The organism is Paraburkholderia terricola (genome assembly GCF_900142195.1).
In the GTDB taxonomy this organism is placed as follows: Bacteria; Pseudomonadota; Gammaproteobacteria; order Burkholderiales; family Burkholderiaceae; genus Paraburkholderia; species Paraburkholderia terricola.
This window is the reverse complement of the sequence record NZ_FRAB01000027.1, coordinates 42,238-64,256: the sequence shown is the minus strand read 5'-3', so window position 1 is coordinate 64,256 and position 22,019 is coordinate 42,238. Positions and strand designations below refer to the sequence as shown.

General features: G+C 65.1%; 19 protein-coding genes. 11 read left to right on the top strand and 8 right to left on the bottom strand.

The window, feature by feature from the left end; genetic code table 11:
• Positions 1-218: 218 nt before the first annotated feature.
• The 4 genes from minC to BUE39_RS21670 all read left to right on the top strand — a co-directional run bounded on the left by minC (position 219) and on the right by BUE39_RS21670 (position 2,897).
• Positions 219-1,034, top strand: a complete 816-nt coding sequence (gene minC, locus BUE39_RS21690) for a septum site-determining protein MinC (protein ID WP_073430777.1) — start codon at positions 219-221, stop codon at positions 1,032-1,034.
• Positions 1,035-1,139: 105 nt separating this feature from the next.
• On the top strand, positions 1,140-1,955 hold the full coding sequence (gene minD / locus BUE39_RS21685) for a septum site-determining protein MinD (RefSeq protein ID WP_027799748.1): 816 nt from the start codon (positions 1,140-1,142) through the stop codon (positions 1,953-1,955).
• A gap of 14 nt (positions 1,956-1,969) precedes the next feature.
• Positions 1,970-2,224 (top strand): cell division topological specificity factor MinE, encoded by a 255-nt coding sequence (minE, locus tag BUE39_RS21680; protein ID WP_012432104.1) that lies wholly within the window; start codon positions 1,970-1,972, stop codon positions 2,222-2,224.
• Positions 2,225-2,585: 361 nt separating this feature from the next.
• Positions 2,586-2,897 carry a YXWGXW repeat-containing protein gene (locus BUE39_RS21670; RefSeq protein WP_073430775.1) on the top strand — a complete coding sequence of 104 codons (312 nt, stop codon included), beginning with the start codon at positions 2,586-2,588 and terminating at the stop codon, positions 2,895-2,897.
• 187 nt (positions 2,898-3,084) lie between these two features.
• On the opposite strand, the gene BUE39_RS21665 is transcribed toward BUE39_RS21670, so the two are convergent.
• The gene (locus tag BUE39_RS21665; RefSeq protein ID WP_073430774.1) at positions 3,085-4,503 is read right to left on the bottom strand and encodes a chloride channel protein; all 1,419 of its coding nucleotides are present in this window, start codon (positions 4,501-4,503) and stop codon (positions 3,085-3,087) included.
• Positions 4,504-4,717: 214 nt separating this feature from the next.
• Between BUE39_RS21665 and waaC the strand changes: the two genes are divergently transcribed.
• Together waaC and BUE39_RS35205 are read left to right on the top strand one after the other, a co-directional pair.
• Entirely contained in the window at positions 4,718-5,722 is a 1,005-nt protein-coding gene (gene waaC / locus BUE39_RS21660) for a lipopolysaccharide heptosyltransferase I (RefSeq protein ID WP_073430773.1), read from the top strand.
• 550 nt (positions 5,723-6,272) lie between these two features.
• Positions 6,273-6,410: a hypothetical protein gene (locus BUE39_RS35205; RefSeq protein WP_167363299.1), complete on the top strand. Its 138-nt coding sequence runs from the start codon at positions 6,273-6,275 to the stop codon at positions 6,408-6,410.
• 88 nt (positions 6,411-6,498) lie between these two features.
• Here the strand turns inward: BUE39_RS35205 and BUE39_RS21655 are convergent, their stop codons facing one another.
• The 3 genes from BUE39_RS21655 to BUE39_RS21645 all read right to left on the bottom strand — a co-directional run bounded on the left by BUE39_RS21655 (position 6,499) and on the right by BUE39_RS21645 (position 9,166).
• Entirely contained in the window at positions 6,499-6,678 is a 180-nt protein-coding gene (locus BUE39_RS21655) for a hypothetical protein (RefSeq protein WP_073430772.1), read from the bottom strand.
• Between the two features lie 91 nt (positions 6,679-6,769).
• Positions 6,770-8,077, bottom strand: a complete 1,308-nt coding sequence (locus BUE39_RS21650; RefSeq protein WP_073430771.1) for an MFS transporter — start codon at positions 8,075-8,077, stop codon at positions 6,770-6,772.
• 522 nt (positions 8,078-8,599) lie between these two features.
• A complete protein-coding gene (locus BUE39_RS21645; RefSeq protein WP_084561463.1) occupies positions 8,600-9,166 on the bottom strand; it encodes an energy transducer TonB family protein in 567 nt (188 codons plus the stop codon).
• 238 nt (positions 9,167-9,404) lie between these two features.
• Between BUE39_RS21645 and BUE39_RS21640 the strand changes: the two genes are divergently transcribed.
• Entirely contained in the window at positions 9,405-9,710 is a 306-nt protein-coding gene (locus tag BUE39_RS21640; RefSeq protein WP_073430769.1) for an NIPSNAP family protein, read from the top strand.
• 245 nt (positions 9,711-9,955) lie between these two features.
• Here BUE39_RS21640 and argH read toward each other — a convergent pair whose 3' ends face one another.
• Together argH and BUE39_RS21630 are read right to left on the bottom strand one after the other, a co-directional pair.
• The gene (gene argH, locus BUE39_RS21635; RefSeq protein ID WP_073430768.1) at positions 9,956-11,362 is read right to left on the bottom strand and encodes an argininosuccinate lyase; all 1,407 of its coding nucleotides are present in this window, start codon (positions 11,360-11,362) and stop codon (positions 9,956-9,958) included.
• Positions 11,363-11,495: 133 nt separating this feature from the next.
• Positions 11,496-12,308 carry a helix-turn-helix transcriptional regulator gene (locus tag BUE39_RS21630; protein WP_073430767.1) on the bottom strand — a complete coding sequence of 271 codons (813 nt, stop codon included), beginning with the start codon at positions 12,306-12,308 and terminating at the stop codon, positions 11,496-11,498.
• Between the two features lie 151 nt (positions 12,309-12,459).
• On the opposite strand from BUE39_RS21630, the gene BUE39_RS21625 reads away from it, so the two are divergent.
• Complete coding sequence (locus BUE39_RS21625) at positions 12,460-13,212, top strand: class I SAM-dependent methyltransferase (RefSeq protein WP_073430766.1); 753 nt, start codon at positions 12,460-12,462, stop codon at positions 13,210-13,212.
• A 125-nt stretch (positions 13,213-13,337) separates the two neighbouring features.
• On the opposite strand, the gene ppc is transcribed toward BUE39_RS21625, so the two are convergent.
• Positions 13,338-16,562 (bottom strand): phosphoenolpyruvate carboxylase, encoded by a 3,225-nt coding sequence (gene ppc, locus BUE39_RS21620; protein WP_073430765.1) that lies wholly within the window; start codon positions 16,560-16,562, stop codon positions 13,338-13,340.
• A 448-nt stretch (positions 16,563-17,010) separates the two neighbouring features.
• On the opposite strand from ppc, the gene hemC reads away from it, so the two are divergent.
• From hemC to BUE39_RS21605, 3 genes are read left to right on the top strand one after another with little or no spacing between them, the layout of a single operon-like run.
• A complete protein-coding gene (gene hemC, locus BUE39_RS21615) occupies positions 17,011-18,021 on the top strand; it encodes a hydroxymethylbilane synthase (RefSeq protein WP_073430764.1) in 1,011 nt (336 codons plus the stop codon).
• Positions 18,021-20,063, top strand: a complete 2,043-nt coding sequence (gene hemDX, locus BUE39_RS21610; RefSeq protein WP_073430763.1) for a fused uroporphyrinogen-III synthase HemD/membrane protein HemX — start codon at positions 18,021-18,023, stop codon at positions 20,061-20,063. Before hemC ends, hemDX begins: the two co-directional genes overlap by 1 nt.
• Before the next feature lie 2 nt (positions 20,064-20,065).
• Positions 20,066-21,256 (top strand): heme biosynthesis protein HemY, encoded by a 1,191-nt coding sequence (locus tag BUE39_RS21605; RefSeq protein ID WP_073430762.1) that lies wholly within the window; start codon positions 20,066-20,068, stop codon positions 21,254-21,256.
• An 84-nt stretch (positions 21,257-21,340) separates the two neighbouring features.
• Here the strand turns inward: BUE39_RS21605 and BUE39_RS21600 are convergent, their stop codons facing one another.
• Positions 21,341-21,802, bottom strand: a complete 462-nt coding sequence (locus BUE39_RS21600; RefSeq protein ID WP_073430761.1) for a hypothetical protein — start codon at positions 21,800-21,802, stop codon at positions 21,341-21,343.
• Positions 21,803-22,019: the final 217 nt, after the last annotated feature.

Here is a 22,019-nt window from a genome sequence, read left to right as displayed (position 1 = left end):
GAGCGGCGCAACAAGCTGCCGCTCGATTCCCCTCCGCGTGTGCCCAACTGCGTCTGTCCGGCGTTTTCGGCCGGCTCGACGGTGCGAGCGCAGCCTCTTTGGCTACCGCGTGGCCGTCCTCATGGTAACGGCGTGTTCGCGGCAGTCGCTCTCCCGGCAAAAAAGCTGGCCGCACGCGCGGACGCCTGTAAAATACGCAAAATTTTTTGCCGAACGCTATGTCGCCCAAGAAATCGCCCTTTTTCGAACTCCGCAGCGGCTCTGTCGACACGCTCCTGTTTGTGGTCAAGACAACCGACCTCGACGCCATGCGTGCCGAATTGACCCGGCGCTTCGAGGCGACCCCCGAATTTTTTGCCAACGATGTCGTCGCGATCGACGTGCGCCGTCTCGCGGAGAACGAACGCGTGCCGCTCGCCGACATCGCGCAACTGCTCGACAGCGTGCGCATGCGCCCGGTCGGCGTGGTCGCCAACGCGCAGCAGGCGTGGGCGGCCGAATCGGCATTGCCGGTGCTCGAAGCGCGCGACCGCCGCGGCCCCGCCGCCAGGTCCGCGGACGAGGAAAGCGCCAACGCATCCGCGGCGGCACCGGATGCCGCCGTCACGAACGCCACGCCGGCGGACGATCTGTTCTCGGCAGCCGCAGCCGCAGCCGACCCGGCGCCCGCCGCGGAGCCGGTACGTCTCGCCACTTCGTCGCAAACGATGGTGGTCGACAAGCCGCTGCGCTCGGGCCAGCGCATCTATGCAAAGGGCGACCTCGTCGTGCTCGGGTTGGTGAGCTACGGCGCGGAAGTGATCGCGGAAGGCAACATCCATATTTACGCGCCGTTGCGCGGCCGGGCCTTGGCCGGCGTGCAGGGCAACCACGACGCGCGCATTTTCTGCACGTGTCTCGAACCGGAACTGATCTCGATCGCGGGCATCTATCGAACGACCGAGAACCCGCTGCCGGCCGACGTGCTCGGCAAGCCGGTGCAGATCTGGCTCGAAGACGAAAAACTGATGATCGAACCACTGCGGCTCACTTGAGCGGCGTGAAGCGCGCGGCTGTCCCGAACGGTTTCGGCACGCGGCGCTTCACGGCAAATATGGCCGCACATAATTGACGAATTTGACGAACACAAGGTAAGGGTAATGGCAAAAATCATTGTGGTGACTTCGGGCAAGGGTGGCGTGGGCAAGACGACCACGAGCGCGAGTTTTGCATCTGCCCTCGCACTGCGCGGCAGCAAAACCGCCGTGATCGACTTCGACGTCGGCCTGCGCAACCTCGACCTCATCATGGGCTGCGAGCGCCGTGTGGTGTACGACCTGATCAACGTGATCCAGGGCGAAGCCAACCTGAACCAGGCGCTGATCAAGGACAAGAAGTGCGAGAACCTGTTCATCCTGCCGGCCTCGCAAACGCGTGACAAAGACGCGCTGACCATGGAAGGCGTCGAGAAGGTCATCAACGATCTGATCGCGATGGACTTCGAATACATTGTTTGCGATTCGCCGGCCGGCATCGAATCGGGCGCGCTGCTCGCGATGCATTTCGCCGACGAAGCGCTGATCGTGACCAATCCCGAAGTCTCGTCGGTGCGCGACTCGGACCGCATTCTCGGCATTCTGTCCTCCAAGACCAAGCGCGCGATCGAAAGCAAGGAGCCGATCAAGGAACACCTGCTGATTACCCGCTACAACCCGAAGCGCGTGAGCGAAGGCGAAATGCTCTCGCTGACCGACATCCAGGAAATTCTGCGTATCGATCTGATCGGCGTGATTCCCGAGTCGGAAGCGGTGCTGCACGCGTCGAACCAGGGTCTGCCGGCGGTGCACCTCGACGGCACCGATGTGGCCGAAGCCTATAAAGACGTCGTGTCGCGTTTCCTCGGCGAGCAGAAGTCGCTTCGCTTTACCGATTACCAGAAGCCCGGGCTGCTGCAGCGCCTCTTCGGCACCAAGTAAGGGGAGCGCACGTAATGTCGATTCTTTCGTTTTTGCTGGGCGAGAAGAAGAAATCCGCGTCGGTAGCGAAGGAACGCCTGCAGTTGATCATCGCGCACGAGCGCGCCGGCGGCCATGCGCCCGCCGATTACCTGCCTGCGTTGCAACGCGAACTGGTGGCCGTGATTTCGAAGTACGTGAAGATTTCCCATGACGATATTCGCGTGAGCCTCGAGCGCCAGGACGATCTCGAGGTGCTCGAGGTCAAGATCGAAATACCGCAGGCCTGATCCGTCGCGATTCGTTTCGCGAGGGGTCTTATTCAAGGTGGCGCGTGCTTCGCTTCGTTGAGTCGTGGTGACTTGACGTGACGAAGCGCGGGCCTGCGCTGCGGCTGCGCCGGGTCCGCCGCCTTCGCCGCGTGGTTATCGCCGCGCTTGCCGTTTTCGCGTTTCCCCGCCTCGCCGTTCCTCTTCCCTCCGTGGTTCATGTTCATGCGCGCGTGCATGGGCCTCGTCACGCGCGCTCGGCGCGTCGAAATAATCCGTAGCACTTCAGGCCGCGCCGTAACACGTCCGCGGTCAGCGTGTTCGTCCCCTCGCGCATTAAACGGGTAACGCCGCGTGCGGCGTCTTTCCACAGAGGGAAAACATGAACAAAACCTTTCGCTTGCTGCTCGCCAATGCCGTGCTGATCGCTGCCGGCGCATCCGCCGTGGCATCGGCGTCGGCCGCTGAAGTCGTCGTGATCGCGCCGTCGGCGCCGCCGCCGGTGCGTTATGAAGCGGTGCCCGCGCCGCGCGTCGGCTACGTGTGGGATCACGGGCATTGGCGCTGGGAGCACGGCCGCTATGTGTGGGTCGCGGGTCATTGGCAGGCCGAGCGCGTCGGCTATCACTGGGTGCCGGGCCACTGGATCGCGCACGGACCGCACTATCGCTGGGTACAGGGCCACTGGGCCTGACATGAACGCATGAACGGCGGGCGCGGCGTGTTCGGCATGCGGCCCGCGCCGCGCCCGCCTGCCTGGTCACCGAGGAATCATGGATGAAGAAGAATCTGCTTCTGCTCGCCGCACTGGCTGTCGTGCTCGCCGGTTGCGTGGTGGTGCCGGCGCGGCCGGTTTATCTGCGCGCGCCTGCGGTAGTCGTCTATTGACGCGGGGCGCCGGCGTCGTCGTTAGCGGACGCGTCGCCGGCGATTTCCTCGGCGACGGGTCCGGGCACCTCGACCTCGGGCACCTCCGGCACAGGGGCGGGCGCCGGCTGCGGCAGCGGCGCCCTATAACGCTCCGCCAGCGACTCATACAGCGGCGGCGCGAAAAAGCGCGCTACGCGGCTCGCAATCAGCGCAGTGGCCATCAGCGAGATCACGAGCGCGTGACCGTCGATCATCTCCATGACAATCACGAACGACGTGATCGGCGACTGCGTGACCGCGGCCAGATAGCCGACCATCGCGAGCGCGATCAGCATCGGCAATTGCATCGAGCCGAACACCATGTGCAGCAGATTGCCGAAGCCCGCGCCGATCGATAGCGAAGGCGCGAAGATGCCGCCCGGAATGCCGGGCAGATACGAGCCGACCATCGAGATCATCTTCAGAAACGGATAGAACACGGACAACTGCGCGTGTCCGTCGAGCAAGCCGCGCGCTTCCGCATAGCCGCTGCCGAAGGTCGTGCCGCCTGAAATCAGGCCGACCACCGCGATCACGAAACCGCACAGCGCCGCGAACACGACCGGCCGCTCGCCATGCAATTGACGCAGCGGCCCCGGAATCCAGCGCGCGGTGTTCAGCAGCAGCCAGCCGAACACGCCGCCCGCGATGCCGGTGACGATCGCCGTGAGCAGCACCGCGAGCGCGAGCAGATCGGGGAAGTGCGCGCCGATCTGGATGGTGCCGAAATACGTGTAGTTGCCGTTCAGCCCGAGCGCGATCACGCCGGCGATGATGATCGCGGTGATCAACACGCCGCTCGCGCGCGCCTCGAAGCTGCGCGTCAATTCCTCGATGGCGAACACGATGCCCGCCAACGGCGTATTGAACGCCGCCGACAAGCCCGCCGCCGCGCCGGCCAGCACCAGTTGCCGCTCGATCAGCGCGTTCGAGCGCGGATAGAGCCGCCGCAGATTGAACATCAGCGCCGCGCCCACCTGCACGGTGGGCCCTTCGCGACCGATCGTGAAGCCGCCCAGAATCGCCAGAAACGACACGGCGATCTTGCCGAACAGAATCCTGAACGACAGCAGCCGCGCGCCGTATTCGCCGGGTTTCGCATGCAGCGTGGCGATCACTTGCGGAATGCCGCTGCCTTCGGCGCCGCGAAAGAACTTGCGCGTGAGCCAGACGGCGAGCGCCGCGACCGCCGGCGTGACGAGCAACGGCGCCCACACGTGCCGTTGCTGCATCGCGCGAAATTCGCCGTAGCCCCAATCGATCAGCCTCGCGTACAGCACCGCGATGAGGCCGACCGCGATCGCGCCGAGCCAGAACACGCCGTATTGCCGCCACAAACGTCTTGCGCGACGGACGATGGCGGAAGAAAGCGGAGGCAATGCCCTGGACATGGCGGTGTGCTGGCGCAAAAGGGAAAATTATATCGCTCGCTGAATCGGCGAAACGGTGTGAAAGCGTTTAGAAATGGAGTAAAAGGGCTGGTTGTAAGGCATCGCGTGTAATACGCCGTAGTGATGCCAGGCCCGGCGCGCTGCGGCGTTCGGTAAGGAACATTTCAATCGTCGGCTAAAATGCCTCGACGTTCGAACAACCAACAGGTCATTAATGAAGCGAGTCCTTATCGTCAAGGTCACCTCACTCGGCGATATCGTGCAGGCGTTGCCGGTCGTGGCCGACATCAAACGCGCATATCCCGGCGTTCAGGTTGACTGGGCAGCCGACGAAGCATTCGCCGAAGTGGTGCAATGGAGCCAGAGTGTCGACCGCGTGCTTTGCGCGCCGTTGCGCCGCTTCAAGAAAGCGCGCCGGTGGGGCGATTTCCGGGCGATCGCGGCGTCGATCGCGGAACTGCGCGCCTATCGTTACGATTTCATCATCGACATTCACGGCGTATACAAGAGCGCGATCATCGCCTTTCTGGCGCGTTCGTCGCGGCGGATCGGCTATCAGTCGCAAGACCTCGGCGAGCGCGGCGCGGCGTTCGCTTACACGGGGCGCTTCGGTCCGCGTCCGAAATGCAATGCGTGGCACGGCATGCGCATCAGCACGGGTGAAGCGCTCGGCTACGAGGTCGAAGGCCCGCCCATTTACAACCTGCGCTTGCCCGAGCCGGCCCGGCCGCCGTTCGAGTCCATTAGCGCGCCGGTCGCGGCGCTCTTTCACGCCACCTCCAAGGACGACAAGAAGTGGCCGTCGACCCATTGGGCGGCGGTCGGGCGTGAATTGACGCAGCGCGGCTTCCACGTGGTGCTGCCGTGGGGTTCGGAAGGCGAGCGCGCCGAGGCGGAGCAAATCGCCTCGCAGGTGCCCGGCTCGGCCGTCTTGCCGAAAATGAGCGTGACCGGCATCGCCCAGATGATCGACGCGTGCGCGCTGGTGGTCGGCACCGACACCGGCTTCGTCCATCTTGCGCACGCGCTGCAGAAGCGCACGGTGATGATTTTCGTGTCGACGTCGCCCGCGCACTGCGGGATCGAGTCGCCGTTCCGTTCGATCTCGATCGGCGACGGCCATTCGGTGCCGCCGATCAGCGCCGCGCTCGAGGCGATCGACTACGTGCATGGCGAGCCGCGTGTCGCCGATTTACAGCACGGCTCGACCACCGCCTGAACGCCGGGTCCGGCAATCGTTTGCCAAAAAATAGAGGCGCGACGCGCAGTCAGCCCGAATGGGCATTGCCGCGTAACGCCTCCAGAAAGCGCCCGCGTCGGGGAACTACGGGCGCAAAGGCATTGATAGGCCGTCAGTCAGCCGATCGCGCCGGGCGGTTCAGATCAGGCGCCGTGCATTACACGCCTGTTAAATCTGTCGCTATTCGTTGAGCGCGGTATGAGCCGCGCGGACTTCTTTTGCCGGGTCGTCCGCACGCGCATGGTGCGCGAACGCGCTGACCCGCCGCTTGCCGACTTGACTCCTGGCGGCGAAACGGCCACCGGCGGGGTTCGTGCCGCTGGAACGTCCTTAAATCAGTATAGGCTGTGTTCCCCTACGAGGTGAGCGCGCGGCGGCCATCTTCCCCCGCCGCTGTCACGTGTTCGGAGCGTGTAACACCTTCGTGATGTTCGCTTACAAATCGCAACGCCCGCGTGGGGCGTCGTCGTGTCCAATCGGGTCATTCGGGATTTCAGCTCGAATGAAATCTGACTCGACGGAGAACAACATGAAACGCCTCATCCTTACCCTGATCGCCGGCACGCTGCTCGCCACGGCACTCGGCGGCTGCATCGTCGCCCCCGCGCCTGGCTACTACTACGGCGGTGGCGGTTATTACCATCACGGCGGTTACTACTATCGGTAAGGGTATGGCGTAAAGATGGCTGGCGCGCATCTGAACCGAGGTTCAGATGCGGCGCGAAGCCCGTGCGGCGCCGCAGCACCGAAGCGTGTCAAGCCAGCAGCATTTCGAATGCGAGCACGGCCGTGACGGCCGCCGCGTTCGCCGCCAGCGCCTCGACGACGATGCCCTTCCAGGTCGCCGGGCGAAAGCGCAACGCCAGCAATAATGCGCATAGCAGCGCCAGCGCGATGATTATCACGATATCCGCGTTGTGGAGATGAATATTCATCCAGCCTCCCTGCTTGCCTTAGGGTCTTTGGAAACGAGTATAGGCAAGTCAAGAAGACGCGCAAGACGGCGAAGCACGTTGGCGCTCGTCGTTACATCAACCGCGTGTCGCGCGTCTCGCGCATGCACAGCACGCCGATCATGCTGACCGCCGCCGCGATCGACACATACGCGCCGACCCACGGCAGCCCGCCGCGCGCGGCCAGCATCTGCGCGATATACGGCGCGACCGATGCGCCGAGAATCCCGCCGAGGTTGTACGACACGCCCGCGCCGGTATAACGCACGTTGGTGGGGAAAAGCTCGGGCAGCAGCGCGCCCATCGGCGCGAAGGTCACGCCCATCAGGAACAGTTCGATCACGAGGAACAGCAGCACGAGCTGCGTCTGTCCGCTGCCGAGCAGCGGCGCCATCGTGAAGCCCGACAGGATCGCCGCGACGATGCCGACCATCAGCACCGGCTTGCGGCCATAGCGGTCGCTCGCCCAGGCCGACAGCGGCGTGGCGAGCGCCATGAACACCACGGCGATGCACAGCAGCCCGAGGAACGTCTGCCGCGGAATATGCAGCACGGAGACGCCGTAGGACAGCGAAAACGTCGTGGCGTTGTAGAACAGCGTGTAGCAGACCACCATCGCGAGCGCGCCGAGCAGCGTCGGCAGCCAGTGCTGCGAGAGCAGCGTGGCGATCGGCACCTTCACGCGCTCCTTGCGCTCGATCGCCGCCTGGAAGGCCGGCGTCTCGGCGATTTTCAAACGCACGTACAGCCCGAGCAAGACCAGCACCGCGCTGACGATGAACGGCACGCGCCAGCCCCAACTGCGGAACTGCTCGTCGGTGAGCGACAAAGCCAGCGCGAAGAACAGACCGTTGGAAGCGAGAAAGCCGACCGACGGTCCCAGTTGCGGAAACATGCCGAACCAGCCGCGCTTGCCGGCCGGCGCGTTCTCGGTGGCGAGCAACGCCGCGCCGCCCCATTCGCCGCCGAGGCCGATGCCCTGGCCGAAGCGCAAGATGCACAGCAGGATCGGCGCCAGGCTGCCGATCGAGTCATAGCCGGGCACGAAGCCGATCAGCGTGGTCGACACGCCCATCACCAGCAGCGAGGCGACCAGCGTCGACTTGCGGCCGATCCGGTCGCCGAAGTGGCCGAACAGAAACGAGCCGATCGGCCGCGCGACGAACGCGATGCCGAACGTGACGAAGGCCGACAGTGCCTGCGCGGTGGCCGAGCCGTGCGGGAAAAACACCGGCCCGATGACGAGCGCCGCGGCGGTCGCGTAGACGTAGAAATCGTAGAACTCGATCGCGGTGCCGATGAAGCTCGCGAAGATGATTCGCGCGCTATTGTTCTGCCCGGCTGCATCGGGCTGGGCCGCGGAAATCGGCGAAGTGGACATGCAGGGTCTCCATGGGTCGTGATGCCGTCGGGCGCCGCGCTTCGTCGCACGCTGGCGCGGTCGCTCGGCGGTTTTTCGGGTCGTGCGCTTGCGCGTCGCGCGCCGGTTTGTTCAAGGCGACGTGCGGCCACGCGTGGCGCTGGCAATGCGGCAACAGCTTACAACGGCAGCCGGCAAAACTCGCCCACGAAAGCGGCCATACCAGGGAAATAACCCGGCGAGGTGCGCGACGCGTGCAGGCTGTGAGGCGGCCGGTCGATGCACGGCACGGATCGCCGCGATCAGGCTTCGCATGCGTCGTGCATCGTGCGTACATCGGGAAGCGTCATCAAGCAGGCGGCGCGCGGATGGCGCGGCAACGCCGCAATCGGGCTTGCGCCGCGCCGGCGGATGAGCGGGCGGCGTGAGCCAATGCCGGGAAGACTCCGGCGCGGGGAATCGAAAAATTATAGCGAGCGTGACTGCCACGCAGCAAGGCAGCGCGCGACTTGCCGTGCGCGCGTTGCCATGCCGACAGCGTGTTCAATCAATGGTGAGCGCTTGCGGCGATGCGAGCTGGCGCAACTGGAACTTGCCGTTGTCGTTGAAAAGCCAGTCTTCGAACAGTTCGAGTTGCCCGCGGCCGTTCAGCAATTTGCCGGGCGGCTCCGGGAATGGCGCCGCGCGCCGCAAGGTGGCGAGCGCGGTGCTCTCCGCTTCGTCGTCGCCGTTGCTGCGATAGACCGACGATTGCACCACATGCCCGTTGCGGTCGACCGTGAACGACACGACCACCAGCGAGCGCAGCATCGCTTGCGGCGTGCCGCGCAGCACATAGGAAGGATTGCGTTCGACGATGCGTTTCGCGACGGCTTCGCGATACTGGTCGAGGGTCAAACTGTTGACCGCCGCGGCCGGCGTGGTGACGACGGGACGTTGCGGCGGCGTGAACGTGCAGCCGGCCACGACGATGGCCAAAGCCGCCGTTAGCGCATGAGCCCCGGCGGAACCGCGCACATGCAGTGAAGAGACGCGCGGCGCAGCCACCGCGCAAACGTGTGAAGCGACGCATCCGGTGACGCGCCGAGGATAACGTGAGCGGGTATGCATGGCCGTGGCAACGACAAGTGATTGTTCTAAAGTTGATGGTAGCCAAAACGCGCGAGGATTCAATTGGCGTTCGCCCTGTATGCCGGCGCAGGTTCATGGCATGGTGCGGGCTCGCGGATTGCTGCGCGAAGTCCTGGCATATCGTTCTGTCGCATGCCGCGAAAGCGGCTGAACGATTCAACTCGCGCACGAATTGACATACCATCCGGTTCTGTCCATTACCGAACGAACCGACATCATGGTCACTTGCTATTTGCGCTACATCGTCGATCCGTACAAGCTGAAAGAGTTCGAGCACTACGGCAAGCTGTGGATTCCGCTGGTCGAGAAATTCGGCGGACGGCATCACGGCTACTTCCTGCCGTCCGAAGGCACGAACAATGTCGCGCTCGCGATGTTCACGTTCGAATCGCTCGCGGCGTATGAGGCTTACCGCATCGAGTCGATGGACGATCCCGAGTGCCAGGCCGCATTTGCGTATGCGGAACAAACGCGCTGTATCGTCAGTTACGAACGCAGTTTTTTCCGGCCGGTTTTTAGCTGAATGCGCGTGCTGTAACGCGCCGAAATTTGGCCGGATTTGTGTATGGCGCAAACGCGCCTACACTGCGATGGCCTCTTTCGGGAGGCATCGGTGGAAGTCTTTCATTTAGCCCGCTTCGCGCGGGCTTTCTTTTGTGCGGCGCCTTGCGCAATCGGTCCGGCGTCGCGGCGCACAAACGAAAAAGGCGAACCCGTCGATGAGTTCGCCTTTCCTTGCGCTTTGGTGCTTGTCTTTCGAGACTTGCGTTACTTCAACGCTTCCCGCGCAGCCTTCACGGCGGCCAGCACCTGTTCCGGCGCGGTGCCGCCCGGATGATTGCGGCTCGCCACCGAACCTTCCAGCGTCAGATACGAGAACACGTCCTCGCCGATCAGTTGCGCAACGTTCGGCAGTTCCGCGCGCATTTCGTCGAGCGTCAGATCCGCCAGATCGCAGCCGCGATCCGCGCACACGCGCACGGCCAGCGCGACCGCTTCATGTGCGTCGCGGAACGGCAGGCCGCGCTTGACGAGGTAGTCGGCCAGATCGGTTGCCGTCGAGAAGCCTTGCAGCGCGGCGTCGCGCATCGCTTGCGGCTTGACCGAGATGCCGGCGACCATTTCAGCGAAGATGCGCAGCGTGTCGGCTACCGTATCGACCGTGTCGAACAGCGGCTCCTTGTCTTCCTGATTGTCTTTGTTGTACGCGAGCGGCTGGCCTTTCATCAGCGTGAGCAGCGCGATCAGATGACCGTTCACGCGGCCTGTCTTGCCGCGCGCGAGTTCCGGCACGTCCGGGTTCTTCTTTTGCGGCATGATCGACGAACCGGTGCAGAAGCGGTCGGCCAGATCGATGAAGCCGACGCGCGGGCTCATCCACAGCACCAGCTCTTCCGAGAAGCGCGACACGTGCGTCATGATCAGCGCCGACGCGGCCGTGAATTCGATCGCGAAGTCGCGATCGGAGACAGCGTCGAGCGAATTCGCGCAGATGCCGTCGAAGCCCAGCGTTTTCGCCACCGCGTGACGGTCGATCGGATAGCTGGTGCCCGCGAGCGCCGCCGCGCCCAGCGGCAGACGGTTCACGCGCTTGCGGCAATCGAGCATGCGCTCGGCGTCGCGCGAAAACATTTCGACATAGGCGAGCAGATGATGGCCGAACGTGACCGGCTGCGCGACCTGCAGATGCGTGAAGCCCGGCATGATGGTGGACGCGTTTTTCTCCGCCATGTCGAGCAGGGCGGTGCGCAATTGCGTGAGCAGGCCGCCGATGCGGTCGATCTCGCCGCGCAGCCACAGGCGGATGTCCGTCGCGACCTGGTCGTTGCGCGAGCGGCCGGTGTGCAGGCGCTTGCCCGCGTCGCCGATCAGCGCGGTCAGGCGCGCTTCGATGTTCAGATGAACGTCTTCCAGATCGAGCTGCCACTCGAACTCGCCGCGCTCGATTTCCCCCTTGATCTGCGCCATGCCGCGTTGGATCGCGGCGAGGTCGTCCGCGGCGATGATCTTCTGCGCGGCCAGCATCGAGGCGTGCGCGAGCGACCCTTCGATGTCGACGAGCGCAAGACGCTTGTCGAAGAAAACCGACGACGTGTAGCGTTTGACGAGTTCCGACATCGGCTCCGAGAAGCGAGCCGACCAGGCTTCGCCTTTTTTGTGCAGTTGGGACGTCATGGTGTTGGGCAGTTGAACGAGCGGTGAGAGGCTGACGGCGCCTGGTTGGATACACGTACCTTAGGCACGCCGGATACGCTAAATGCGCCGCCGAAACGAAGAAACCGGCAAAGGCCAAGATTTTAACACTCGCCTATTCCCGCACCAGCACCACCAGCTTCAGGTCCTCGCGATGCGCGGGTTTGAAGGTGATCTGGTCGTAGACGATGCGGCCCTCGCGCGGATGATTGAACTCACGCCGCCCGCCTTCACGGCCGCCCACGTCCTGCGACGCCCAGAAGCGTGCGAACGCGTCGCTGGCGGCGCTGAGCGAGTCGATCAGCGCGCGCGTGGGCGCGTCGTTCAGGTGGCGGATCGAGTCGGCGCGGAATTCGGCGGCGAGGCGCCGCGCGCGCGTTTCCCAGTCGACGATCAGCTCGCGCGCGGCCGGCTCGGTGAAGGTGAAACGCAGCAGATTGCGGTCGTGCGCGCCGTCCAGCCAGCCGACGAACAGATCGGCGGCGCGCTCGTTCCAGGCAAGCGCATTCCACTGGCGGTCGAGCACGTAGGCCGGCGCGTTCACGAGTTGCACGGTTTCGAGCAGCGTGGCGGGCGCGTCGGCGGCGGCCGGATCGGGCTCGGCCGGATCGCGCTGGGCGGCCAGTTCGAACAGATAGGCCCGCTCGGCGCGCGACAGTTGCAGCGCGACGGCGATCCGCGCGAGCGCGTCGGCGGAGGCGGAAACCGGCCGGCCTTGCTCGATCCACGTGTACCAGGTCGGGCTCACGCCGCACAGTTGCGCGACTTCCTCGCGCCGCAAGCCCGGCGTGCGGCGGCGCGGGCCGGGCGGCAGGCCGACCGCTTGCGGCGTGAGCCGTTCGCGATGAGCGCGGATGAAGTCGCCGAGCGCGCGGGCTGGCGTGGCGTCGAGCGGCGGCGGTGTGTCGGCGGTGGACGGCGTGGTCATTCTGATCGGGCAGCGCGTGGAGGCATTAGGGGGTGTGATTGATACCAGAATAATTGCTTAACTTGTACTGGTACATGGCGGGCTCTATTGTAGCGGCAGGCACGGCGCGATGCCGTCCCGAGCAACCCCACCTGGATAAACGGAGTCTTCCATGAAGCACCACGATCAGGTCGCCGACGCCTTCGGCTCGACCGCCGCCGCGTATTTGACGAGTCCGACCCATGCGAGCGGCGCCGATCTGCGGACGCTGGCCGAAGCGATCGCGGCGACGCCCGACGCGACGGTGCTCGACATGGGCTGCGGCGCGGGCCACGCGAGTTTCGCGGTCGCGCCGCACGCGAGGGAGGTCGTCGCCTACGACATCGCGCCGCCCATGCTGGCGACGGTGGAAGGCGCGGCGAAGGAACGCGGTCTCCCGAACATCCGCACGCGGCAGGGCGCCGCCGAAACGCTGCCGTTCGACGACCATTCGTTCGACTGGGCGATCAGCCGGATGAGCGCGCATCACTGGCACGACGTGCCGCTCGCGCTCGCCGAAGTGCGGCGCGTGCTGAAGCCGGGCGGCAAGGTGTTGTTCGTCGACATCGCCGGCAGCGATCATCCGTTGCTCGACACGCATATCCAGGCGGTCGAACTGTTGCGTGACGGCTCGCATATCCGCGATTACCGCGCCGACGAATGGATCGCGTTTTTCGAAGCGGCGGGTTTCAGCGCATCGATTCGCGAGCGTTGGCGCATCGACATCGAGTTCGGCTCATGGGTGGCGCGCATGCGCACGCCGGAACCGCGCGTGGTGGCGATTCGCTCGCTGTGGACACATTCGCCCGATGAAGTGCGCGAGTATTTCGACGTGCGGGAAGATGGCTCGTTCAAGCTCGACGCGCTGATGGTGGAGGCGCACTAAAAGCGTATCGAGCGTGCCGCCGCTCCACAAACGACAAAGCCGGACGCGAACTGCTTCGCACCCGGCTTTGTCATTGCAGCCGCTACGAGCGACCTCGAACGGCCGCCGCCTGCCTCAACGCGGGCTTAGCCCGTATTACGCAACCCCGCCGCAATCCCGTTGATGCACAAATGAATCCCGCGCCGCACGCGCGCGTTGGTATCGCCCGCGCGGTGACGCTTGAGCAACTCCACTTGCAAGTGATTCAACGGATCGAGATATGGAAAGCGATTCTTGATCGAACGCGCTAGCAGCGGATTCTCCGCGAGCCGCTCGCTCTTGCCGGTAATCTCCGACAATGCGTTCGACGTGCGCTCCCATTCCGCGACGATCCGCTCGAACACATGTTTGCGCAGCTTCTTGTCCGACACGAGTTGCGCATAGCGCGACGCGACCGCGAGGTCGGTTTTCGCCAGCACCATGTCCATGTTCGAGAGCAGCGTCGAGAAGAACGGCCACGTCTTATACATTTTCTTCAGCAGCGCGAGGCGGCGCGTGCGTTCGGCATCGCTCGGCGCGCTGTCCAGGTGCGCGGCCACCGCGCTGCCGAAACCGTACCAGCCGGTCAGCAGCAAACGGCATTGGCCCCACGAGAAGCCCCACGGAATCGCGCGCAGGTCCTCGATCTTGCGTTGCTTCGGGTCTTGCAGCTTGCGCGACGCCGGACGGCTGCCGATGTTGAGTTCGGCGATCTCCGAGATCGGCGTCGACTCGAAGAAATACTCCTTGAAGCCAGGCGTTTCGTAGACCAGCGCGCGATAGGAGGCCATCGCCGCGTCGGATAATTGCTGCATGGTCTCCTCGAACACCGGCAGTTGCGCCGGCGCGTTGCCATGCGGCAGCAACGACGCTTCGAGCGTCGCGGCCACCACGATTTCCAGGTTGCGCCGGCCGATTTCCGGATTGCCGAACTTGCTGGCGATCACTTCGCCTTGCTCGGTCAAGCGGATCTGCCCGTCGACGGTGCCCGGCGGCTGCGACAGAATCGCCTGATAGGTCGGACCGCCGCCGCGGCCGACGGTGCCGCCGCGTCCATGGAACAGGCGCAGCGTGATGCCGCGCTCGTTGAAGAGCGACACCAGCGCGAGTTCGGCGCGATACAGCTCCCAGTTCGACGTGAGGAAACCGCCGTCCTTGTTGCTGTCGGAATAGCCGAGCATGACTTCCTGCTCGTTGCCCTGGTGTTCGATCAGCGCATCGACGCCCGGCAGCGCGATCAGATCGCGCATGATGTGCGGCGCGTTGCGCAAGTCGGGGATCGTCTCGAACAGCGGAATCACCATCAGGCCCGCTTTCGCCGGAGCGTGCGCGTCGCCCAGACGCCCGCGCAGCAGGCCGGTTTCCTTTTGCAGCAGCATCACTTCGACCAGATCGCTGACGGTCTCCGTGTGCGAAATGATGTAGTTGCGCACCGCGCGCGCGCCGAATTTCTCGCGCGTGATGCGGGCTTCTTCCAGCACGCCGAGTTCGCTCTTCACGAGGTCGGAGTACTCGGCATACGGCAGACGCAGCGGACGCGGCTGGGCCAGTTCGGCGAGCAGCACCTTGAGCTTGTCGTCCTCGGAAAGCGCCGCGTAGTTGCTCTCGACGCCGGCACGCTTGAACAGTTCGGCGATCACCGCTTCGTGAATGTCCGAGCTTTGACGCAGGTCGATGCTCGCCAGATGGAAGCCGAACACTTCGGCGGCGCGCGCGAGCGGCGACAGGCGCGGGGCCGCGAGCGGCGCGCCGTGATGCTCGGCGAGCGAATCGATCAGCACGTGCAGATCGCGCACGAACTCGGCGGAGTCGCCATACGGCTTGGCGCGCACCGGCGCCGCGCCGCGGCCCGCGCTGCGCAGCGGCACGCTGCCTTCGCCGAGGCGCACGCGCGCGCTTGCCGCGAGCCGCGTGTACATGCCGATCAGCGCGCGCCGATACGGCTCGTCCGTGCGATGCGGCGACTGGTCGGGCGAGGCGGCCGCGAGTTCCTTGAGCGCGTCGCTGGCGCCGGCCAGCAGGTTCGACACCGACAACTCCGCGCCCAGCTTGTGCACCTGCTCCAGATAGTGCTCGAAGATCACCGCGGCTTGACGGTCGATGGCGTGTTCGAGCGTTTCGGCGGTGACGTTCGGATTGCCGTCGCGGTCGCCGCCGATCCAACTGCCCATCTGGAAGAACGGCGGCAGGCGCGCGGCGAGGCCGTGCTCGGTGAGCGCGTCTTCGATATCGGCGTAGAGCGCGGGGATTTCCTCGAGGAAGGTCGCGCGGTAATACGACAGCGCGTTTTCGATTTCATCGGCGACGGTCAGGCGCGAGTCGCGCAGCATGCGCGTTTGCCAGAGCGACGTGACGCGCGCGCGCAGCATCGCTTCGTTGTGCGCGCGCTCGCGGTCGGTCAACGGCTGATCGCGTTCCGCGAGCAGACGCGCGACGTCGTGCTGCGCGTCGAGAATGCTCTTGCGCTGCACTTCGGTGGGGTGCGCGGTCAGCACGGGCATGATCAGCGCTTCGTTGAAGAACTGCTGCAATACCGGCGTCGCGGCGGCGCCCGCCTCGACGAGCCGTTCCAGCGCGTGAGCGATGGTGCCCGGTTGCGAGGTGGAGCCGGCGAGTTCGTGAATCCGGTGACGGCGATTGCGGTGGCGGTCCTCGGCGATGTTCGCGAGATGCGAGAAGTAGCTGAACGCGCGCACCACGCTGACCGTCTGCTCGGGGCTGAGCGAGCGCAGCTTCTTGTCGAGCGTCTGCGCGGCGGCGCTGTCGTCCTCGCGGCGAAAGCGCACGGCGTTCTGGCGGATCGTTTCGACCACGTCGAACACCGCGTCGCCTTCCTGCTCGCGCAGCACGTCGCCGAGCAGGCGCCCGAGGTAACGGATGTCCTGGAACAGCGGGTGGTCTTTGTCGTCGCGCGTGCGGCCGTTGTTTTTCGGCGCGGGCGCGATCGTCTCGGTCGACACCGCTTCCAGCATGGGTGCTTTGTCGGCACCGTTGGCCACCGCTTTGACCTTCGGGGCTTTCGTCGTGGCCGGTTTCAGTGCGTGGGCGGCGTTCGCGGCTTGCGTCGCCTTGGCGGTCCTGACCGTCTTCACCGCTTTGTCTGCTTTTTCCGTCTTGACGGGCACCGAGGTTTTGGCGGCCTTCGGCGTTTTAGCGGTATTGGCGGCCAGCGTGGTGTGGCGGGCGCGTTTGGCCGGTATCGACTGAGCGGCGGTAGATGTCGCGGCGGCGGAAGTGGAAGAAGCGGCGGTGGCCGTGGGGGCGTCGGCCGCGCAAGCGTTGGGCGATGCAGTGTTGCGGCGGGCAGGGCGCGCCGATCCGGAAGACGTCACGATGGGTTTCCTCAGGGAAGCCAGGGTCTGTTGAGTGATGAACTGCTACTGCGGAACTGCACTATGAACTGCAACGTGAACAGCAATCTGAACTGCGCGAAACGGTATGCGCCGATGGCGATACGCGGAGAGGGTGGCCGCGCGTTGCGCGACATGCGGCGCGCCTCGTTGCTTTCATGAGGCTTGCACTTGCGCGATCGGCACGTTGCGCCGCGTTGCATCATCCCGCATGCTGAGCTCCGGTGCGCGAACGACCGTGCGTGATCAGGCGGGAATGGGGCAGGTGCGCGCCGCGTGAGGCCCGTCTCCTCCATCGATACCGCGCCAGCACGGCGCCCCGCCGCGCCCCATGACATAAGGCTGGAAACAGGGGCAGAGGCCGGGGCGGACCCCAGGGCGCGTGCTAACATTGTTTGTTATTACACCCCGTCATTCGATCAGCAAGCTAATGAACACCGAGACGTTTTCCACGCCACCCCACACGCTTGTGATTGCGTCGCGAGAGAGCCGCCTGGCCATGTGGCAAGCGGAGCATGTGCGATGTGCGCTGCACAAATTATATCCATCTTGTGACGTAAAAATCCTCGGAATGACGACACGCGGCGATCAAATTCTCGATCGCACCTTGTCGAAGGTGGGCGGCAAGGGCCTCTTCGTGAAGGAGCTGGAAGCCGCTCTCGCCGACGGCCGCGCCGACCTCGCCGTGCACTCGCTCAAGGACGTGCCGATGGAATTGCCCGCGGGCTTCGCGCTGTCCACCATCATGGAACGCGAGGACCCGCGCGACGCGCTCGTCTCCAACGATTACGGCTCGCTTGCCGCGCTGCCGGCCGGCGCGGTGGTCGGCACCTCCAGCCTGCGCCGCGAGGCGATGCTGCGCATCCGTTATCCGCACCTCGTGGTGCGGCCGCTGCGCGGCAATCTGGATACGCGTCTGTCGAAACTCGATCGCGGCGACTATGCGGCGATCATTCTGGCCGCGGCCGGTTTGAAGCGTTTGGGTCTCGAGGCGCGCATCCGCGCGCTGCTCGACCCCGAGGACAGCTTGCCCGCCGCCGGTCAGGGCGCGCTCGGCATCGAGATTCGCGCCGATCGCGCCGACCTCGCGGCCTGGCTCGCGCCGCTGCATCACGACCATACGGCGCTGGCCGTCGAAGCGGAGCGCATGGTGTCGCGCGTGCTCGGCGGCAGTTGCGAGGTGCCGCTCGCGGCCTATGCCATGTGGCACGACGGCGCGCTGCATCTGCGCGGCATCGTCGCCACGCCCGACGGGCAACGCGTGTTGAGCGCGCAGGCCTCGGCGCCCGCGCCCAACGTCGAACGCGCGATCGCGCTCGGCCAGCAAGTGGCGAGCGCGCTCGAACAGCAAGGCGCGATGGAGATCGTCCGCGCGCTGAGCACGGCGAGCGGTCCCGCGTCGGCCTCCGGTTCGACAGACAGCGCGGTGACCGGCGAGTGATGACCGCCGACACTTTCGGCAACACTTCATCATCCGCCGCGCGCGCGGCGTTCACGGCTGTGATTACACGGCCGGCCGGTCAGTCGAGCGAGCTCGCCGCGCGGCTCGCGGCGGCCGGCATCGTCACGCTGGATTTCCCGCTGATCGACATCGCGCCCGTTGCCGACGAAGCGCCGTTGCGCGCGGCGCTGGCTTCACTCGAACGCTATGCGCTGGTCGTGTTCGTCTCGCCGAACGCCATCGATCATGCGTTTGCCAAAAGCGGCGCGATCTGGCCGCATGCGCTGCCGATCGGCGTGGTCGGGCCGGGCAGCGTGCAGGCGCTGGTGCGCCACGGCGTCGCCGCGCCGGCGTACAACGTGATCAGTCCGGCCTCCGGCGCCGATGACGACAACGGGCGCTTCGATTCCGAGGGCCTGTTCGCGGCGATCGATGCCGCGCTCGGCGCGGCGAATCTCGAAGGCAAGCGCGTGCTGATCGTGCGCGGCGACGGCGGCCGAGAGTGGCTGGCCGAGCGTCTGCGCGAAGCGGGCGCCGAAGTCGAAACGGTCGCGGCGTATCGGCGACTCGTGCCGGAGCCGTCGATCGGCGCATGGGCGCGCGTGCACGAACTGCTCGCCGGCGCGCCGCATGCGTGGCTGTTGACCAGTTCGGAAGGCGTGCGCAATCTGCACGAACTCGCACAGGAACATCTCACCGCCGACGAACTCGCGCAGCTCAAACACGCCGCGCTCGTCACGCCGCATCCCCGTATCGCGCAGACCGCGCGGGCATTGGGTTTTGATAGCATTACGGTGTCCGGCGCGGGCGACGAGCGCATCGCTCGCGCCTTGCTTGCAGCCGCATCGGCCGCCGCACCCGCAGCCGCACCTTCCGCAGTTAAACCGGTACCGTCCAACCCGGCTCACTCACCGGCTAAATCACGCATGACAGAAACGAACGCATCCACGAACGCTTCACCCCAGCCCGCCGCGAGCAGCGGGCTGCCGCCGAATCAACCCTTCACGCCCTATGAAGCGCAAAAGCGCCGCAGCGCGAGCGGACCGCTGCTGTGGTTTGTCGTCGTGATCATTGCTTGCGCCGCGGGCGTGGGCGGCTATGCGCTCAACCGCAAGGTGGAGCGCGCCGAGCAGCAGCTCGCGCAGCGCCAGCAAGCCAACGACACGCAGACCAACGAACTGCGCATCAAGACCGAACAGGCGCTCGCCACGGTTCATCAAGCGGACGCGCACGTCGCGCAGCTCGAAGGCAAGCTCGCCGATACGCAAGCCGCGCACCAGGCGTTGCAACAGCAATACGCCGATCTCGCGCGCAATCGCGACGACTGGACGCTCGCCGAAGTCGGCCAGATGCTCTCGGCCGCGAGCCAGCAGTTGCAGCTCACCGGCAACACGCAACTCGCGCTGTTCGCGCTGCAAAGCGCCGACACGCGACTCGCCGCGTCGGACAACGCGCAAGTGGTGGCGGTGCGCAAGGCGATCGCGCAAGACATCGACAAGCTGAAGGCGGCGCCCTCCACCGACTTGACCGGCCTCGCCATCAAGCTCGACAACGCGATCGACCAGGTCGACAGCCTGCCGCTTTCCGGCGAGGCGCCGATCGCTCGCGCCACGCCGAAGGCCGCCACGTGGTCGGACACCGCCAAGGTGGCCGCGGCCACCGGCGAGCCGCGCTGGAAGGTGTGGTGGCGCGAAGTCTCCAGCGGCATCGGCCAGCAGTTGACGAGCCTCGTGCAGGTGCGCCGCATCGACAACGCCGACGCGATGCTGGTCGCGCCCGATCAAGGCTACTTCATGCGCGAGAATCTGAAGATGCGCTTGCTGTCGGCGCGCCTCGCGCTGCTCTCGCGCAACCAGACCACGCTGAAGTCCGACCTGCACGCGGCGGATGCCGCACTCACGCGCTACTTCGACAATTCGTCGAAGAACACGCAGACCGTGGCCGATCTGCTCAAACAGGTGGATGCCGGCTCGGCCGCGGTTGAACTGCCGAATCTGAACACGAGTTTGCAAGCCGTCAATCAATACCGGAGCCGAGGTTAATCATGGCGATCCGGGGACTTCTATGGCTCGCGTTGCTGTTCGCCGTCGCGGTGGTGCTGGCGGTGGTCGGTCGTTTCGACACGGGGCAGGTGCTGCTGATCTATCCGCCGTACCGCGTCGACATCTCGCTGAATCTGTTCGTGGTCGGGCTGGTGGTGCTGTTCATCCTGCTCTACGCGCTGCTGCGCATTGTCCGCAATATCTGGCGCATGCCGCAGCGGGTGGCCGCCTACCGTGCGCGCTCGCGGGTCGCGAAGGCGCACGCCGCGCTGCGTGACGCGATCGGCAATCTGTACGCCGGGCGTTTCTCGCGCGCCGAGAAGGCCGCGAAGGATGCGCTCGCGAACGGCGACAACAAGGGCGCGGCCGGCTTGATCGCGGCCACCGCGGCGCACCGCATGCATGAATATGCGCGGCGCGACGAATGGCTCGCGCAGATCGAGGAAGCCGACTGGCAGGACGCGCGCCTGATGGCTACCGCCGACATGCGCGCCGACGGCCGCGACGCGGACGGCGCGCTCACCGCGCTCACCGAAATGCAGTCGCAGGGCGCGCGGCGGATTCACGCGCAGCAGATCATGCTGCGCGCGCAACAGCAGTTGAAGAACTGGGGCGAGGTGCTCAAGCTCGTCAAGACGCTGGAAAAACGTGAGGCAATTCATCCGGCGGTGGCGGTGCGTTTGCGTCAACTGGCGGCGGAGAATTTGTTGCGCGACCGGCGTCATAACGCCGATGCGCTGCTGGAGTTGTGGCATTCGCTCACGCCTACCGAGCGTCATTCGCCGCGTCTCGCCGATCTCGCCGCTGAACTGCTGGTGGCGCTGAATCGTCCGCAGGAGGCGCGCAAGATCGTCGAGGAGGCGCTCGCGCAGAACTGGGACGCGCGCTTGCTGCGACGTTATCCCGACACGGCCGGAGGCGATGCGTTGCCGTTGATCCAGAAGGCCGAGGCATGGCAGAAGGATCGCCCGGAAGATGCGGACTTGCTGTTCGCGTTGGGCCGCTTGTGTCTGCATCAGCAACTGTGGGGCAAGGCGCAATCGTTCCTCGAACGCGCGCTGAAACTCGCCGATAACGAGACGTTGAAGATTCGTTCGCATCGCGCGTTGGCGCGCTTGCATGAACAACTCGGCGATGCGGAGAAGGCGAGCCAGCATTATCGCGAGAGTGCGTTGGCGATGAATATCGTTTGACGGTTGCGTTGCGCGATGGATGCGATTTTGAATGGCCGGCGTTGCCGGCCATTGTTTTTTTCGGTCTTTTTTTACGGCAGCCGGTTACTGCACGGTGGCGGTGGCTAACGTGACGGCGGTTTTCGCGGATGGGCTTTTACGCTGGGAAGCGGTTGCGCTTGCTTTTGCGTTCGCCTCGGCGACAGGTGGTTTTCCTCTCTGCGATGCCTCGGCCAGCAACTTCGCTGCGTGATGTGCCGTGATGCGCCTATGCGGGACGCCTTTCGCATCTAGAGCAATGACCTGGAATAGCTCACGGTCGCATTCGAGTTCCTGTTGATACTGCTCTGCCGTGTCCACGAGCAATTCGATGAGCGTTCTTTGTCGCTGTCTTTCGTCGCGCGTGATCGCGGGATTTCTCACTATCGAAGCCGCGAGCGTGATCAACGTGTCCAGTTGACCGACCTGTCGGTCGCATAGCTCGAACGCGGAAAGGGCAAGCTTTTCGTACTGAAGTGCGTCGACAGGCGGACGCGAAGCCGGTTGATTTTTGACGGACCTGGTCATGGTGCGATCTCCCTGTTGCTTCTTTGGATCGCCCGGACACTTGCCTTTTTTGTGGAAGGGGTGAGCGGGCACGTGATGCGGTTGACAGACCGGCGTTCCAACATTCCGGCGAGCCTCGCGGCTCCCCCACCACAGCCCGCCCATAGAAATATAGACGTGCGGAGATAGACGCACGACCCGCGTGAGCGGGTGTGCGGTTGGAACGTCAGGCTGTCAA

Bases quoted from the DNA above. Each gene is read 5' to 3' on its own strand.
- minC (WP_073430777.1), top strand. From the start codon at position 219: ATGTCGCCCAAGAAATCGCCCTTTTTCGAACTCCGCAGCGGCTCTGTC.
- minD (WP_027799748.1), top strand. From the start codon at position 1,140: ATGGCAAAAATCATTGTGGTGACTTCGGGCAAGGGTGGCGTGGGCAAG.
- minE (WP_012432104.1), top strand. From the start codon at position 1,970: ATGTCGATTCTTTCGTTTTTGCTGGGCGAGAAGAAGAAATCCGCGTCG.
- BUE39_RS21670 (WP_073430775.1), top strand. From the start codon at position 2,586: ATGAACAAAACCTTTCGCTTGCTGCTCGCCAATGCCGTGCTGATCGCT.
- BUE39_RS21665 (WP_073430774.1), bottom strand. From the start codon at position 4,503: ATGTCCAGGGCATTGCCTCCGCTTTCTTCCGCCATCGTCCGTCGCGCA.
- waaC (WP_073430773.1), top strand. From the start codon at position 4,718: ATGAAGCGAGTCCTTATCGTCAAGGTCACCTCACTCGGCGATATCGTG.
- BUE39_RS35205 (WP_167363299.1), top strand. From the start codon at position 6,273: ATGAAACGCCTCATCCTTACCCTGATCGCCGGCACGCTGCTCGCCACG.
- BUE39_RS21655 (WP_073430772.1), bottom strand. From the start codon at position 6,678: ATGAATATTCATCTCCACAACGCGGATATCGTGATAATCATCGCGCTG.
- BUE39_RS21650 (WP_073430771.1), bottom strand. From the start codon at position 8,077: ATGTCCACTTCGCCGATTTCCGCGGCCCAGCCCGATGCAGCCGGGCAG.
- BUE39_RS21645 (WP_084561463.1), bottom strand. From the start codon at position 9,166: ATGCATACCCGCTCACGTTATCCTCGGCGCGTCACCGGATGCGTCGCT.
- BUE39_RS21640 (WP_073430769.1), top strand. From the start codon at position 9,405: ATGGTCACTTGCTATTTGCGCTACATCGTCGATCCGTACAAGCTGAAA.
- argH (WP_073430768.1), bottom strand. From the start codon at position 11,362: ATGACGTCCCAACTGCACAAAAAAGGCGAAGCCTGGTCGGCTCGCTTC.
- BUE39_RS21630 (WP_073430767.1), bottom strand. From the start codon at position 12,308: ATGACCACGCCGTCCACCGCCGACACACCGCCGCCGCTCGACGCCACG.
- BUE39_RS21625 (WP_073430766.1), top strand. From the start codon at position 12,460: ATGAAGCACCACGATCAGGTCGCCGACGCCTTCGGCTCGACCGCCGCC.
- hemC (WP_073430764.1), top strand. From the start codon at position 17,011: ATGAACACCGAGACGTTTTCCACGCCACCCCACACGCTTGTGATTGCG.
- hemDX (WP_073430763.1), top strand. From the start codon at position 18,021: ATGACCGCCGACACTTTCGGCAACACTTCATCATCCGCCGCGCGCGCG.
- BUE39_RS21605 (WP_073430762.1), top strand. From the start codon at position 20,066: ATGGCGATCCGGGGACTTCTATGGCTCGCGTTGCTGTTCGCCGTCGCG.
- BUE39_RS21600 (WP_073430761.1), bottom strand. From the start codon at position 21,802: ATGACCAGGTCCGTCAAAAATCAACCGGCTTCGCGTCCGCCTGTCGAC.